The organism is Pseudomonas sp. MPDS, assembly GCF_013283895.1.
In the GTDB taxonomy this organism is placed as follows: domain Bacteria; phylum Pseudomonadota; class Gammaproteobacteria; order Pseudomonadales; family Pseudomonadaceae; genus Aquipseudomonas; species Aquipseudomonas rhizophila.
In genome coordinates this window covers 4,581,776-4,595,978 of sequence record NZ_CP054128.1, presented here as the reverse complement: position 1 = coordinate 4,595,978, position 14,203 = coordinate 4,581,776, and the positions used below count along the sequence as shown (strand labels likewise).

Genomic DNA, 14,203 nt, shown 5'->3' with positions numbered 1-14,203 from the left:
CTGTTTTTAATTGGGAAGCCGTAATGATTGGCATAAAAGGCATTGCGAGCTACGTTCCTGTAGCCGGCGTGGATAATTACGCACAAGGTGCGAAGTTCGACAAGGATGAAGAGTTCATCCTGGGCAAGATCGGTTCCGCCTTCTTGCCGCGCAAGGATGACGGGCAGGAAACCTCGGACCTGTGTGTAGAAGCGGCCAATGCGCTGTTTGCCAACAATCCCGGCCTGAAACGTGAATCTGTCGATGTACTGATCGTCGTTACCCAGAACGGCGACGAAGAAGGCTTGCCTCACACGGCGGCCATCGTTCAGGACAAGCTGGGTTTGCCGACCACTGTCGCAGCGTTTGATATCTCCCTGGGCTGCTCGGGTTATGTCTATGGCATCTACGCCATCAAGGGCTTCATGGAAGCCGCCGGCCTGAAGAATGGCCTGCTGATAACGGCGGACCCGTATTCGAAAATCGTTGATCCGGAAGATCGCAACACCACGATGTTGTTTGGAGACGCCGCCACCGCTACCTGGATGGGCGAGGATGCACCGTGGCACCTGGGCAAGGCCAAGTTCGGCACCGACGGTTCCGGTGCGCCGCACCTGAAGGTCAGCGACGGGGTGTTCTTCATGAACGGTCGCCAAGTGTTCAATTTCGCCTTGATCAAGGTTCCGGCTCATTTGCATGAGTTGCTCGCCGATTCCGATCTGCAAGCCAGCGACATCGATGCGTTCTGCATTCACCAGGGCAGTGCGGCGATTGTCGATGCGGTGGCGCGGCGTTTCGAAGGCGAGCCGGAGAAGTTCATCAAGGATATGGTCGAGACCGGGAACACCGTGTCGTCGAGCATTCCATTGCTGCTGGAAAAGCACGTGCTCGATTCCGACTGGAAACGCGTGGCGTTAAGTGGTTTTGGCGTGGGCCTGTCCTGGGGCTCGGCGATCATTTATCGTCCTTGAGCCGTTAAAGCCCGAGCACAAAAAATAGCGTCCAAGGTGTAACCTTGAACGCTATTTTTTGCCTGATGGAAAAGCGAGACGCCATGAGCGAGTTCTTTGAGCGCAATTTCCAGGTGATCGAGCAACGTTGGCCGGCCGTGGCCCAGCGGCTGCTGCTGGAGAATGCCGGTGAGTTGCAGGCCGATCTGGTGGAGGGCCTGGGTTCGACCCTTAGCATCAACGGCATCCAGCTGACCAGCCGGCATGACCGTCTCGCCGAAGCCGACCTGCAAGCCGGCAGCCTGCCGCCAGACGCCACTGCGGTGCATGTCTATGGCACCGGGCTGGGGGATCTGCAAAACCGGCTGCTGGAGCAGGCAGAGGTTGAACATCTGTACGTGCATATCCTCAATGGCTCAGTGTTCGCCCTTGTGTTGCAGTTGCTGGACCAGTCGTCATGGCTTGCTGACCCGCGTGTCGAAATGCTTTACGCCGGCGATCTGGCGGAACTCCAGTTGCCGTTTTTCGCCCTGCCCGCCGAACTGGTGCTGGCCGACGATTTCAACGCGAAGATACGCGACCGGCTGATCAGTGAAACGCATCTGGCCTTCAACAACCGGGAATTCGACCCACGGGCTCCGGAGATCATCGAGCGTCTGCAATCCACCTTCGGTCTCGTGCAAAGGGATCGCGATGTCGCCGAGCTGTTTGGCACCCTCAATGGACGCGAAGTTTTTGTCATCGCCACCGGGCCAAGTCTCGAACAGCACTTCGAGCGGTTGCGCGGCTTGAATAGCCAAGCCGAGCGGCCGCTATTGATCTGTGTCGATACGGCCTATCGGCCCTTGATCATCCAGGGCATCCGACCGGATATCGTGGTCAGCATTGATCAACGCATTTCGGCGCGCCACCTTCCGCCCGAAGACACCGGTGCCATTGCACTGGTTTACCTGCCAATGGCGGACCCATCGGTGATTGAAGCCTGGCAGGGCCGCCGTTATGCCGGTTATTCCGCCAGCCCTGTCTATCATCAAATGCGCCAGCAACTGCCTCGGGGCGAGTTGTACGTAGGTGGCAGCGTGATTCATCCGGCCGTGGACCTGGCCGTCAGGATGGGCGCAGAGCAGGTCACTTTGTTCGGAGCCGATTTCGCTTTTCCCCATGACAAGACCCATGCGGGTTGGGGCGACGGCGACCTGGGGCCACAGTTGGACGCATCCAGGCACTGGGTGCTTGATGGCCATGGCCAGCGGGTCAAGACTCAGCTCAACTTCCGTAGCTATTTGTGTGAGCTGGAGCGATTTGTCGCCGGGCACCCTCAGGTGCGCTTCTATAACAGCAGTCGAGACGGAGCGATGATCGTGGGCACTGCTTTTCATCCGGAGTTTGTGCGATGAGCGGCCTTGAGGTGGTCATCGAAGACGCGCGCGGGTGTGCTCGGCTGTTTCGTCTTGGCCGCGATGTCGAGGCGGGACTGGCGATGGTTGCAGTGGTCGAGGCGGCCCAGCCTTTTGTCGCGCTTATGCCTGGCGATGTCCAGTCAGCGTGGGGCGGTTTGCTTGGCTTGATGTTCAACAATCAGCAGGCTCAGAACTGGCTTTCGCTGGCGGATTATCTGGAGTTCGAGTTGGTTGAGCTATTGACCGCTGGTCAGGCGGTTTAAGTCTTTTTCCCCTCCGCCCGGGCCGCTGCCTGGACGAATGGCGGCTCCGGCATTTCCCTGACGTCATTTTTTTACCTTCTGAGCGCTGCCAAGTCCTTGATTTACGAGGGGTGGCACCCTGATGGCAAATTATTTGAAAAAACAGCTAAAGCAAGTTCCGATTACGACGATAACTATTACGAAGGTTCTCTAGGCCACACCCGGCGGTTGCCAGGGCCGGAAGCCGCAGTACCCAACCAACGAGGAATTCGTCATGGCTTTAACAGTAAACACCAACGTCACATCGTTGAACGTTCAGAAGAACCTGAACCGGGCTTCCGATGCTCTCTCCACTTCGATGACCCGTCTGTCTTCCGGCCTGAAAATCAACAGCGCCAAAGATGACGCCGCCGGCCTGCAGATCGCTACCCGTATGACTTCGCAAATCCGCGGTCAGACTGTTGCGATCAAAAACGCCAACGACGGTATCTCCATCGCTCAGACCGCTGAAGGCGCTCTGCAGGAATCCACCAACATCCTGCAGCGTATGCGTGAACTGGCTGTCCAGGCTCGAAACGACTCCAACGGTACTGCTGACCGTGACGCTCTGAACAAAGAATTTGCTCAGATGTCGGACGAACTGACCCGTATCGCCGAGTCGACCAACCTGAACGGCAAGAACCTGATCGACGGTTCCGCTGGCACCATGACTTTCCAGGTCGGCTCCAACACTGGTGCTACCAACCAGATCACTCTGACCCTGGATAGCGGCTTCGACGCTGCAACCTTGAGCGTTGACTCTGCTGCCATCGCCATTACCGGTAACGACAGCGCCACGGCGGAAGCCAGCACCGCTGCTGCAATCGATGCAATCGACGCTGCTCTGGCAACCATCAACTCCAGCCGTGCTGACCTCGGTGCTGCACAAAACCGTCTGACCAGCACCATCTCCAACCTGCAGAACGTCAACGAAAACGCCGCCGCTGCACTGGGTCGTGTACAAGACACCGACTTCGCTGCTGAAACTGCCCAGCTGACCAAGCAGCAGACTCTGCAACAGGCTTCCACTTCGGTTCTGGCCCAGGCCAACCAACTGCCATCCGCTGTACTGAAGCTGCTTCAGTAATAGTCGGATGAGTTTTAGCGGGGGAGTGCGCTTGCGTACTCTCTCGCTTTTTCCGTTCAAGAGGTGATGGACATGGATATGAGCGTGAAGCTGAACTTGTCTTATCCAGCTGCGAAGCCGGCGACGACATTTGCCGACAAGCCAGTGGAGAAGCCTCGAGCCGATGCTGCCACCGTGGTACCGGTCAAGGATGAGCCAAAAGACGCTGAGGCCGAGCAGGAAAAGCTGAAGAGAGCGGTTCAGGAGATCGAAACCTTTGTTCAGTCGGTCAAGCGCAACCTGGAGTTCTCAATCGATGAGCCTTCAGGCAAAGTGGTCGTCAAAGTGATTGCCAGTGGTTCCGGTGAAGTGATTCGCCAGATCCCTAACGAAGAAGTGCTCAAACTGGCGAACAGTTTGAATGATGCAAGCAGCCTGTTGTTCAGCGCACAAGCCTGATAGCTGGCACGAATTTTGTTGTTTGGTTCTTTTGACGTTTTAAAGGTCAAAAGACCGGCGGCACACTGAAGGGAGTCCCACATGGCAAGTCCAATTCTACCTGGCTTGGGTTTAGGCTCTGGCCTTGATACCGGTGCTATCGTCAAGGCATTGGTGGATTCTGACAAAGCAGCCAAGCAAGGTCAGATTGACCGTGCCACCAAGACCAATACGGCCAATATTTCGGGGATCGGCACCCTGAAGTCACTGTTGGCTACCTTCCAGTCCGCGCTTGAAAGCCTGGGCAGCACCACCACGCCTCAATTCACCGGTGTTTCCGCTACTTCGGCCAATACCAGTGCGCTGACGGTGACAGCCGGGAATTCGGCGGTAAGTGGTATCTACTCGGTCAACGTCACTCAGCTGGCAACCTCCTCAAAAGTTGCCACGGCTGCTTTCGCCGGTGGCGCTTCCAGTGCGGTGGAGACCGGTACGCTGACCATCAGTCAGGGCGGTACGGATTACACCCTTGATATCCCTGCTGATTCGACGCTGCAATCGGTTCGGGACGCTATCAACAGCAAATACTCCTCCAGCGGTCTGACCGCCAACATCGTGACCGACAGTTTTGGTTCACGTCTTGTGGTGGGCTCGACTAAAACTGGTGCGGGTAACGATATTTCCCTCAGCGGTGTTGCCAGTCTTGCGGCTGACGGCTCTGTAGCGATGGCTACCCCCCCCACCGCGACTTCTTCAGGTTCTCTGGTGTTCGCACAGGATGCCGAGTTCAGCGTCGACGGCCTGGCGATGACCAGTCCGACCAACAAGTTGGATAACGTGGTCTCAGGCTTGAGTATGACGTTAGTCGTTGCCGATACCGGCCCGACGACCGTCACCGTTGCTGCCAATACCGACGGTCTGAAAGCTTCGATCCAGAAATTTGTCGATGCTTATAACGCGATCGCGAAGGCCGTGACTTCCCTGACCAAGCCATCGACAGATGCCGAAGGTAACTCGGTTCCGGCAGCATTGACCGGCGACTCATTGCCTCGTTCGCTTTTGGCGGCCATTCGCGCGCCTTTGTCCGAAACCGGTGCTGGCGATAAGCTGACCGTGTTGTCGCAGCTGGGTATTACCACCAATCAGACGACTGGTGCCCTGGATTTTGACAGTACAAAGTTTGCAACCGCTGTGAACGAAAAGCAGTTGGGTGGGGAAATCCAGACCCTGTTCACTGGGGAGAATGGCCTGATCGAGCGCATGCAGAATGCACTCAATCCCTACACGGAGACCAGTAAGAAGGACTCCAACGGGAAGACCGTGGATAACATCCTGACGGCTCGATCCAAGAACCTGGAAATTCTCAAGGCGAAACTGAGCGAAGATCAGTTGGCCCTTGATCGCCGAATCGAGACCCTCACCGCGGTGCTGACCAAAAAGTACAACGACATGGACACCCTGGTGGGCAGGCTGAAAGCCACTGCCAGTAACATCACCTCGATGTTCGAAGCCATGACGGCACAGCAGAAAAACAGCTGATTCTGGCCGATACACAAAAGCCCGGTAGCGTCTCAGGACGCTCCGGGCTTTCGGCTTTTTCGATCTAAAGTTTTTTGACGCGGCGTCGATACGCTGTTTATACGAACCGAAGTTTTTTTGATGAGGTAGAACATGAATCCGATGTTAGCCCTTCGCCAATACCAGAAGATTGGCGCCCAGGCGCAAACCTCCGAAGCAAGTCCCCATCGTCTGGTGCAGATGCTGATGGAGGGCGGGCTGGACCGCATTGCCCAGGCCAAGGGTGCGATGGAGCGCAAGGATATCGCCAATAAAGGCGTACTGATCAGTAAGGCCATCGGCATCATTGGCGGTTTGCGTGAAGGCCTGGACCTGGAAAACCAGGCCGAGTCGGTCACCGAGCTGGATAGCCTCTATACCTACATGATGAAGCGCCTGGCCGAAGCCAACGCCAAGACTGATCCGAAGATCCTCGACGAAGTCGCCGATCTGCTGAGCACGGTCAAGGAAGGTTGGGATGCCATCGCCGTACCGGGTCCGCAATTCTAAGGAGCACGCTCATGAGTCTTGTCTTGCAGCGAATCGAACAAACCCGTGATGCCCTGGTCGGTGCCCTGGCCGAGCGCAACTGGGAGGCAATCGGTCAATTGGACCTGGCTTGCCGTTCCTGCATGGAAGACGTTCTGAGCGAGCCTGAGGTAGACGAGGCGGCGTTGCGGAGCAATCTTGAGGAGTTGCTGGGGGTCTATCGGCAGCTGCTGGAGGCGGCCACTGGCGAGCGTCAGGCGATTGTCGACGAGATGTCGCAGATCCATCAAGCGCAGAACGCGGCAAAGGTTTACCATCTGTTCGGTTAACGCTCAGTTAATCCGAACAAAGTGCGCCATAAATTTGACTGTGCACGGTTTTTTGACTTAACTAGTGGCTGTTTACAGATTTCAGGCGTCTACAGGCATGACAAGTCTGCAAGCGTCTAGCTTGCCCCCAAATTCCGGGCATTGAGTTGACTAGGGAAGTTGCTATTGCATGTGGCGTGAAACCAAAATTCTCCTGATCGATGACGATAGCGTCCGCCGCCGCGATTTGGCGGTGATCCTAAATTTTCTTGGTGAAGAAAATTTACCCTGCGGAAGCCATGACTGGCAGCAGGCCGTCGGCTCTTTGTCGTCCAGTCGTGAAGTCATTTGCGTTCTGATCGGAACCGTAAATGCACCCGCAACGCTTTTGGGCTTGCTAAAGACACTCTCAACCTGGGATGAGTTCCTTCCGGTTTTGTTAATGGGCGAAAATTCTTCCGTTGACTTGCCTGAGGACCAGCGCCGCCGGGTGCTTTCCACGTTGGAAATGCCACCCAGCTACAGCAAGTTGCTCGATTCGCTGCACCGCGCCCAGGTTTATCGCGAGATGTACGACCAGGCGCGCGAGCGCGGCCGGCATCGCGAGCCCAACCTTTTCCGTAGTCTTGTTGGCACCAGTCGGGCGATCCAGCATGTGCGCCAGATGATGCAGCAGGTCGCCGATACCGACGCCAGCGTGTTGATCCTGGGTGAGTCGGGCACCGGCAAGGAAGTGGTTGCGCGTAACCTGCACTACCATTCCAAGCGTCGCGAAGCGCCGTTCGTGCCGGTCAACTGCGGTGCGATCCCGGCCGAGTTGCTCGAGAGCGAACTGTTCGGACACGAGAAGGGAGCCTTCACCGGCGCCATCACCAGCCGGGCCGGGCGGTTCGAGCTGGCCAACGGCGGCACGCTGTTTCTCGATGAAATCGGTGATATGCCGTTGCCGATGCAGGTCAAGTTGCTGCGAGTCTTGCAGGAACGCACCTTCGAGCGCGTGGGCAGCAACAAGACCCAGAGCGTCGATGTGCGAATCATCGCCGCGACCCACAAGAACCTCGAGAGCATGATCGAGGTGGGCAGTTTCCGCGAAGACCTCTATTACCGCCTCAATGTTTTCCCGATTGAAATGGCACCGCTGCGTGAGCGGGTCGAAGACATCCCGCTGCTGATGAACGAACTGATTTCGCGCATGGAGCACGAGAAGCGCGGCTCGATCCGTTTCAACTCGGCGGCAATCATGTCCCTGTGCCGCCACGGTTGGCCGGGTAACGTCCGTGAGCTGGCCAATCTGGTCGAGCGCATGGCGATCATGCATCCCTACGGTGTGATCGGCGTGGTCGAGTTGCCGAAGAAATTCCGTTATGTCGACGATGAAGACGAGCAAATGGTCGATAGCCTGCGCAGCGATCTGGAAGAGCGCGTGGCGATCAACGGCCATACGCCGGACTTCACCGCCAATGCCTTGCTGCCACCAGAAGGCCTTGACCTCAAGGATTATCTGGGAGGCCTGGAACAAGGCCTTATCCAGCAGGCCCTGGACGATGCCAACGGTATCGTGGCCCGCGCCGCCGAACGCCTGCGCATCCGTCGTACCACCCTGGTGGAGAAGATGCGCAAGTACGGCATGAGCCGTCGCGAAGGAGATGAACAGGCGGATGATTGACGCCTGTTTTCCAACCGCCTGATTTTTCAGGCGGTTTTTTTTCGGCACGGGTATTGCTACATCCCTCGCAACGTTCCGTTTAACTGACGGTCAGCCAAGCGAGAGAGCACGATGACCCAAGCCGCCCAGATCTCACCTGTCCCCGAGCCGGGGATCATGCCGTCCGCCGAGCAGGCAAGCCGGGTTGGACTTGAGCAGGCCTTTTCGCTGTTCGACCAGATGTCCAGCCGGTTGACCGATTCCTACAGCCTCCTCGAAGCTCGCGTCACTGAGCTCAAGGGCGAGCTGGCAGTGGTCAGTGCCCAGCGCATGCAGGAGCTGGCGGAAAAGGAACGGCTGGCTAATCGGCTGCAAAATCTCCTCGACCTGTTGCCCGGTGGCGTTATCGTCATCGATGCCCATGGTCGCGTGCGCGAAGCCAATCCGGCGGCCTGCGAGCTGCTTGGCCTGCCATTGGAGGGCGAGTTGTGGCGGCACGTCATCGCCCGCTGCTTCGCCCCGCGTGAAGACGACGGCCATGAAGTGTCGCTCAAGGACGGTCGGCGCCTGTCCATCTCCACTCGTTCGCTGGACGCCGAGCCCGGGCAATTGGTGCTGCTCAATGACCTGACTGAAACCCGTCACCTGCAAGATCAACTGGCCCGCCACGAACGCCTGTCTTCCCTGGGGCGGATGGTGGCCTCGCTGGCTCATCAGATTCGTACGCCGCTGTCGGCCGCTTTGCTGTACGCCAGTCATCTGACCGAGCAGCAACTGCCGGTGGAAACCCAGCAACGCTTCGCCGGACGCCTGAAAGAGCGGCTGCACGAGCTGGAGCATCAGGTGCGCGACATGCTGGTGTTCGCTCGTGGCGAGTTGCCATTGACCGATCGCGTCACCCCCAAGGTCTTGCTGCAATCCTTGCAAGCCGCCGCATTGACTCACGTGCAGGACCTGCCAATTCGCTGGCAATGCGACAGCCATGCTGGCGAGGTGTTGTGTAATCGCGACACCCTGGTGGGCGCAGTGTTGAACCTGATCGAAAACGCGGTCCAGGCCAGCGGCGGCGACGTCCGGCTCAAAGTGCACTTGTTCACACGGGGCAACACCTTGCGCTTGTGTGTCAGTGACAGTGGTAGCGGCATCGAGCCAGCGGTGCTGGCGCGTTTGGGCGAACCCTTTTTTACCACCAAGACCACAGGCACGGGCTTGGGCCTGACCGTAGTCAAGGCAGTGGCGCGTGCCCATCAGGGAGAATTGCAACTGCGCTCGCGTCTGGGGCGTGGCACCTGTGCACTGGTGCTTTTGCCATTGTTTTCCAGTACGCCGGGAGTGGAGTGAAGGTCATGGCGATCAAGGTGTTACTGGTTGAGGATGACCGGGCCCTGCGTGAGGCGCTGGCCGATACCCTGGTGCTGGCCGGGCACGATTACACCGCCGTCGGTTCGGCGGAAGATGCTTTGCTGGCCGTGGCTCAAGAGACCTTCGGCCTGGTGGTCAGTGACGTCAACATGCCGGGCATGGATGGGCACCAGCTGCTTGGTTTGTTGCGCGCCCGCCAACCTCAATTGCCGGTCCTGCTGATGACTGCCCACGGTGCCGTCGAGCGTGCCGTGGATGCCATGCGCCAGGGGGCTGCGGATTATCTGGTCAAGCCGTTCGAGCCCAAGGCGCTGTTGGATCTGGTGGCCCGCCATGCCTTGGGCAGCCCTGCCGTCGAGGGTGAAGGCCCGGTCGCGATCGAACCGGCCAGTGCGCAGTTGCTGGCGTTGGCCGCGCGGGTGGCTCGCAGCGACTCCACTGTTTTGATTTCCGGCGAATCCGGCACCGGCAAGGAGGTGCTGGCGCGCTACATTCACCAGCAATCCCGGCGTGCCAGCGAACCGTTCATTGCCATTAACTGTGCGGCGATTCCCGACAATATGTTGGAGGCGACGCTGTTCGGTCACGAGAAGGGCTCGTTTACTGGCGCCATCTCGGCCCAGGCCGGCAAGTTCGAGCAGGCTGACGGTGGCACCATTCTGCTCGATGAAATTTCCGAAATGCCCCTTGGCCTGCAAGCCAAGCTGTTGCGCGTGTTGCAGGAGCGGGAAGTGGAGCGGGTGGGTGCGCGCAAGCCTATCAGCCTGGATATCCGCGTGGTGGCGACCACCAACCGCGACCTGGCTGGCGAAGTGGCGGCAGGGCGTTTTCGCGAAGACCTTTACTACCGTCTGTCAGTATTTCCGCTGGCCTGGCGACCGTTGCGCGAGCGCACCGCCGATATCCTGCCGCTGGCCGAGCGTCTGCTGACCAAACACGTCAATAAAATGAAGCATGCGGCAGCCAGGCTGTCCCCCGAGGCCCAGGCGTTTCTGATCGCCTACCCCTGGCCTGGCAACGTACGGGAGCTGGATAACGCGATTCAGCGGGCATTGATTCTGCAGCAGGGCGGTCTGATCCAGCCGGAAGATTTTTGCCTGAGCGGTCCGGTGGCCTGCGCGCCATTGCCGGCCGTGTCAGCGGTCCCGGCGTTCGCCCCTCCGGCGGAAGTGGAGGGCGAATCGGCCGGTGCTTTGGGAGACGACCTGCGTCGTCGCGAATTCCAGATGATCATCGACACCCTGCGCGCCGAGCGCGGGCGTCGCAAGGAAGCGGCCGAGCGCTTGGGGATCAGCCCGCGCACCCTGCGCTACAAGCTGGCGCAAATGCGTGACGCCGGCATGGACGTCGAGGCCTACCTGTTCGCCAGTTGAGTGATGTGCACCGAATATCCCTTGTGGGAGCGGGCTTGCTCGCGAAAGCGATTTACCAGTCGCCGTTGCATTGACTGAACCACCGCCTTCGCGAGCAAGCCCGCTCCCACATGCATTTGTTTTTTACGGTCACGGAGCTGGCACCCTTGTTGCTAATACCTGTGTACCCGCTGAGTAAGTGTCAAAAAAATGCGGGCCGCCAGAGAGAGTAGACCATGAGCCAAGGTATTGAATTTAATCGGTTGATGCTGGACATGCGGGCCATGCAAATGGACGCCATGGCACAGCCTAAGTCGGTCGCGGTCCCGGAAGTGGGCGCCAGCAGTTTTTCCGACATGCTCGGTCAGGCCGTCAATAAAGTGAACGATACCCAGCAGGCATCGAGTCAGTTGGCCAGTGCTTTCGAGATTGGCAAAAGTGGCGTCGATCTGACGGACGTGATGATCTCTTCGCAGAAAGCCAGTGTCTCGTTTCAGGCGTTGACCCAGGTTCGTAACAAGCTGGTTCAAGCCTACCAAGACATCATGCAGATGCCGGTCTAAGGAAATTATTGAGTCATGGCAGAAGCAGTCGCTGATAACGTTCCGGCCAAGGCCACTCCGCCCGACGGCAAACCGCCGCTGTTCGGTCTGTCCTTCCTGGAAAACCTCTCCGAGATGACCATGCTGCGTCAGGTGGGCCTGTTGGTCGGCCTGGCTGCCAGCGTGGCGATCGGGTTTGCCGTGGTGCTGTGGTCCCAGCAGCCAGACTACCGTCCTTTGTACGGCAGTCTGGAGGGCATGGACGCCAAGCAAGTCATGGAAACCCTGGCTGCCGCCGACATTCCTTATACCGTCGAACCCAATTCCGGCGCCTTGCTGGTCAAGGCCGACGACGTGGCGCGCGCGCGCCTCAAGCTCGCCGCTGCTGGCGTAACGCCCACCGATGGCAATATCGGTTTCGAGATCCTCGACAAGGACCAGGGCCTGGGTACCAGCCAGTTCATGGAGGCGACCCGTTATCGTCGCGGCCTTGAAGGCGAATTGGCGCGCACCATTGCCAGTCTGAACAACGTCAAGGGTGCCCGTGTGCACCTGGCGATTCCAAAAAGCTCGGTGTTTGTGCGCGATGAGCGCAAGCCAAGCGCCTCGGTACTGGTTGAACTGTATTCCGGTCGCTCTTTGGAGCCCAGCCAGGTCGTGGCCATCGTCAATCTGGTGGCTACCAGTGTTCCCGAGTTGAGCAAGTCCCAGATCACCGTGGTCGACCAGAAGGGCAACCTGTTGTCCGATCAGGCGGAGAACTCTGCTCTGACCATGGCCGGCAAGCAATTCGACTACAGCCGTCGCATGGAAGGCATGCTGACTCAGCGGGTGCACAACATCCTGCAACCGATCCTGGGTAACGACCGCTACAAGGCCGAGGTGTCGGCCGATGTGGATTTCAGCTCCGTCGAATCGACGTCCGAACAGTTCAACCCTGATCAACCGGCGTTGCGCAGCGAACAGTCGGTGAACGAGCAACGCACCGCCAGCAATGGCCCGCAAGGCGTGCCTGGTGCGCTTAGCAACCAACCGCCGTCGCCGGCCAGCGCGCCCCAGACCACCGGTGGTGCCACTGCGGCCGCTGGCATGGTGCAACCGGGCCAGCCGCTGATCGACGCCAACGGCCAACAGATCATGGATCCGGCCACCGGTCAGCCGATGCTGGCGCCGTACCCGGCCGACAAGCGCCAACAATCGACCAAGAACTTCGAGCTCGACCGTTCCATCAGCCACACCAAGCAGCAGCAGGGCCGTTTGAATCGCCTGTCGGTCGCGGTGGTGGTGGACGATCAGGTCAAGATCAACCCGGCCAATGGCGAAACCAGCCGTGCGCCGTGGAGTGCCGACGAACTGGCGCGGTTCACTCGCCTGGTGCAGGACGCGGTCGGTTTCGACGCCAGCCGTGGCGACAGTGTGAGCGTGATCAACGTGCCGTTCTCCCAGGAGCGCGGCGAAGAAATCGCCGACATTCCATTTTATTCGCAACCCTGGTTCTGGGATGTGGTCAAGCAAGTATTGGGTGTGCTGTTCATCCTGATCCTGGTGTTCGGCGTGCTGCGTCCGGTGCTCAACAACATTACCGGTGGCGGCAAGAACAAGCAGTTGGCTGGCTTGGGTGATGTAGAGCTGGGAGGCATGGGCGGCCTGGATGGCGAATTGGCCAATGATCGCGTCAGCCTCGGTGGGCCGCAGAGCATTCTGCTGCCAAGTCCGAGTGAAGGCTATGACGCTCAGTTGAACGCTATCAAGAGTCTGGTGGCAGAAGATCCGGGTCGTGTGGCCCAGGTCGTGAAAGAGTGGATTAACGCAGATGAGTGATAATCGAGCCGCTGTTGCCAAATTGTCCCGGGTCGACAAAGCCGCGATTTTGCTGCTGTCCCTGGGGTCGACCGACGCCGCCCAAGTGTTGCGTCACATGGGGCCCAAGGAGGTCCAGCGCGTGGGCGTGGCCATGGCGCAGATGGGCAACGTGCACCGTGAGCAGGTCGAACAGGTGATGAGCGAGTTCGTCGACATCGTCGGCGACCAGACCAGCCTGGGCGTCGGATCTGACGACTACGTGCGCAAAATGCTCACCCAGGCCCTGGGCGAGGACAAGGCCAATGGCCTGATCGACCGGATTCTGCTGGGCGGCAATACCAGCGGCCTGGACAGCCTCAAGTGGATGGAGCCGCGCGCGGTGGCTGACGTGATTCGTTACGAGCACCCGCAGATCCAGGCGATCGTGGTGGCTTACCTCGACCCGGACCAGGCCGGTGAAGTGCTGGGCAACTTCGATCATAAGGTGCGCCTGGACATCATCCTGCGGGTATCGTCGCTCAATACCGTGCAGCCGGCGGCCCTGAAAGAATTGAACCAGATTCTCGAGAAGCAGTTCTCGGGTAACTCCAATGCCTCGCGCACCACTCTGGGTGGCATCAAGCGCGCGGCGGACATCATGAACTTCCTCGACAGTTCGATCGAAGGCCAGCTCATGGACTCGATCCGCGAGTTCGACGAAGACCTGTCCGGTCAGATCGAAGACCTCATGTTCGTGTTCAACAACCTGTCCGATGTCGACGATCGCGGCATTCAGGCGCTGTTGCGCGAAGTGTCCTCCGACGTCCTGGTACTGGCCCTCAAGGGGTCGGACGAAGGCGTCAAGGAAAAGATCTTCAAGAACATGTCCAAACGGGCGGCCGAACTGTTGCGCGACGATCTCGAGGCCAAGGGCCCGGTACGTGTCAGCGACGTGGAAACCGCACAAAAGGAAATCCTCACCATCGCCCGCCGTATGGCCGAAGCCGGAGAGATCGTGCTCGGTGGCAAGGGCGGCGAAGAGATGATCTAAG

At 58.8% G+C, this 14,203-nt stretch carries 14 protein-coding genes; all 14 read left to right on the top strand.

Going from position 1 to position 14,203, the window contains the following annotated elements; translation table 11 throughout:
• Window positions 1-23: 23 nt before the first annotated feature.
• Entirely contained in the window at window positions 24-950 is a 927-nt protein-coding gene (locus HQ912_RS20190; RefSeq protein WP_047226235.1) for a ketoacyl-ACP synthase III, read from the top strand.
• A gap of 83 nt (window positions 951-1,033) precedes the next feature.
• Window positions 1,034-2,326: a motility associated factor glycosyltransferase family protein gene (locus HQ912_RS20185; protein WP_047226236.1), complete on the top strand. Its 1,293-nt coding sequence runs from the start codon at window positions 1,034-1,036 to the stop codon at window positions 2,324-2,326.
• Window positions 2,323-2,592 (top strand): hypothetical protein, encoded by a 270-nt coding sequence (locus tag HQ912_RS20180; protein ID WP_173407215.1) that lies wholly within the window; start codon window positions 2,323-2,325, stop codon window positions 2,590-2,592. The genes HQ912_RS20185 and HQ912_RS20180 overlap by 4 nt, the downstream gene beginning before the upstream one ends.
• A 253-nt stretch (window positions 2,593-2,845) precedes the next feature.
• Complete coding sequence (locus HQ912_RS20175; RefSeq protein WP_047226238.1) at window positions 2,846-3,697, top strand: flagellin domain-containing protein; 852 nt, start codon at window positions 2,846-2,848, stop codon at window positions 3,695-3,697.
• A 72-nt stretch (window positions 3,698-3,769) separates the two neighbouring features.
• Window positions 3,770-4,135 (top strand): flagellar protein FlaG, encoded by a 366-nt coding sequence (locus HQ912_RS20170; RefSeq protein WP_047226239.1) that lies wholly within the window; start codon window positions 3,770-3,772, stop codon window positions 4,133-4,135.
• Window positions 4,136-4,216: 81 nt separating this feature from the next.
• Complete coding sequence (fliD, locus tag HQ912_RS20165) at window positions 4,217-5,653, top strand: flagellar filament capping protein FliD (RefSeq protein WP_047226240.1); 1,437 nt, start codon at window positions 4,217-4,219, stop codon at window positions 5,651-5,653.
• 132 nt (window positions 5,654-5,785) lie between these two features.
• The gene (gene fliS / locus HQ912_RS20160) at window positions 5,786-6,181 is read left to right on the top strand and encodes a flagellar export chaperone FliS (RefSeq protein WP_047226241.1); all 396 of its coding nucleotides are present in this window, start codon (window positions 5,786-5,788) and stop codon (window positions 6,179-6,181) included.
• Window positions 6,182-6,192: 11 nt separating this feature from the next.
• Window positions 6,193-6,489, top strand: a complete 297-nt coding sequence (locus tag HQ912_RS20155) for a hypothetical protein (RefSeq protein ID WP_047226242.1) — start codon at window positions 6,193-6,195, stop codon at window positions 6,487-6,489.
• 169 nt (window positions 6,490-6,658) lie between these two features.
• Window positions 6,659-8,134 (top strand): sigma-54 dependent transcriptional regulator, encoded by a 1,476-nt coding sequence (locus HQ912_RS20150; RefSeq protein WP_047226243.1) that lies wholly within the window; start codon window positions 6,659-6,661, stop codon window positions 8,132-8,134.
• 111 nt (window positions 8,135-8,245) lie between these two features.
• The gene (locus tag HQ912_RS20145) at window positions 8,246-9,454 is read left to right on the top strand and encodes a sensor histidine kinase (RefSeq protein ID WP_173407214.1); all 1,209 of its coding nucleotides are present in this window, start codon (window positions 8,246-8,248) and stop codon (window positions 9,452-9,454) included.
• Between the two features lie 5 nt (window positions 9,455-9,459).
• On the top strand, window positions 9,460-10,848 hold the full coding sequence (locus tag HQ912_RS20140) for a sigma-54-dependent transcriptional regulator (RefSeq protein WP_047226245.1): 1,389 nt from the start codon (window positions 9,460-9,462) through the stop codon (window positions 10,846-10,848).
• 215 nt (window positions 10,849-11,063) lie between these two features.
• Window positions 11,064-11,390 carry a flagellar hook-basal body complex protein FliE gene (gene fliE, locus HQ912_RS20135; protein WP_047226246.1) on the top strand — a complete coding sequence of 109 codons (327 nt, stop codon included), beginning with the start codon at window positions 11,064-11,066 and terminating at the stop codon, window positions 11,388-11,390.
• Between the two features lie 15 nt (window positions 11,391-11,405).
• The gene (gene fliF / locus HQ912_RS20130) at window positions 11,406-13,190 is read left to right on the top strand and encodes a flagellar basal-body MS-ring/collar protein FliF (protein WP_047226247.1); all 1,785 of its coding nucleotides are present in this window, start codon (window positions 11,406-11,408) and stop codon (window positions 13,188-13,190) included.
• Window positions 13,183-14,202: a flagellar motor switch protein FliG gene (gene fliG, locus HQ912_RS20125; RefSeq protein WP_003199086.1), complete on the top strand. Its 1,020-nt coding sequence runs from the start codon at window positions 13,183-13,185 to the stop codon at window positions 14,200-14,202. The genes fliF and fliG overlap by 8 nt, the downstream gene beginning before the upstream one ends.
• The last annotated feature ends 1 nt before the right edge of the window (window position 14,203 follow it).

Bases quoted from the DNA above. Each gene is read 5' to 3' on its own strand.
- HQ912_RS20190 (WP_047226235.1), top strand. From the start codon at position 24: ATGATTGGCATAAAAGGCATTGCGAGCTACGTTCCTGTAGCCGGCGTG.
- HQ912_RS20185 (WP_047226236.1), top strand. From the start codon at position 1,034: ATGAGCGAGTTCTTTGAGCGCAATTTCCAGGTGATCGAGCAACGTTGG.
- HQ912_RS20180 (WP_173407215.1), top strand. From the start codon at position 2,323: ATGAGCGGCCTTGAGGTGGTCATCGAAGACGCGCGCGGGTGTGCTCGG.
- HQ912_RS20175 (WP_047226238.1), top strand. From the start codon at position 2,846: ATGGCTTTAACAGTAAACACCAACGTCACATCGTTGAACGTTCAGAAG.
- HQ912_RS20170 (WP_047226239.1), top strand. From the start codon at position 3,770: ATGGATATGAGCGTGAAGCTGAACTTGTCTTATCCAGCTGCGAAGCCG.
- fliD (WP_047226240.1), top strand. From the start codon at position 4,217: ATGGCAAGTCCAATTCTACCTGGCTTGGGTTTAGGCTCTGGCCTTGAT.
- fliS (WP_047226241.1), top strand. From the start codon at position 5,786: ATGAATCCGATGTTAGCCCTTCGCCAATACCAGAAGATTGGCGCCCAG.
- HQ912_RS20155 (WP_047226242.1), top strand. From the start codon at position 6,193: ATGAGTCTTGTCTTGCAGCGAATCGAACAAACCCGTGATGCCCTGGTC.
- HQ912_RS20150 (WP_047226243.1), top strand. From the start codon at position 6,659: ATGTGGCGTGAAACCAAAATTCTCCTGATCGATGACGATAGCGTCCGC.
- HQ912_RS20145 (WP_173407214.1), top strand. From the start codon at position 8,246: ATGACCCAAGCCGCCCAGATCTCACCTGTCCCCGAGCCGGGGATCATG.
- HQ912_RS20140 (WP_047226245.1), top strand. From the start codon at position 9,460: ATGGCGATCAAGGTGTTACTGGTTGAGGATGACCGGGCCCTGCGTGAG.
- fliE (WP_047226246.1), top strand. From the start codon at position 11,064: ATGAGCCAAGGTATTGAATTTAATCGGTTGATGCTGGACATGCGGGCC.
- fliF (WP_047226247.1), top strand. From the start codon at position 11,406: ATGGCAGAAGCAGTCGCTGATAACGTTCCGGCCAAGGCCACTCCGCCC.
- fliG (WP_003199086.1), top strand. From the start codon at position 13,183: ATGAGTGATAATCGAGCCGCTGTTGCCAAATTGTCCCGGGTCGACAAA.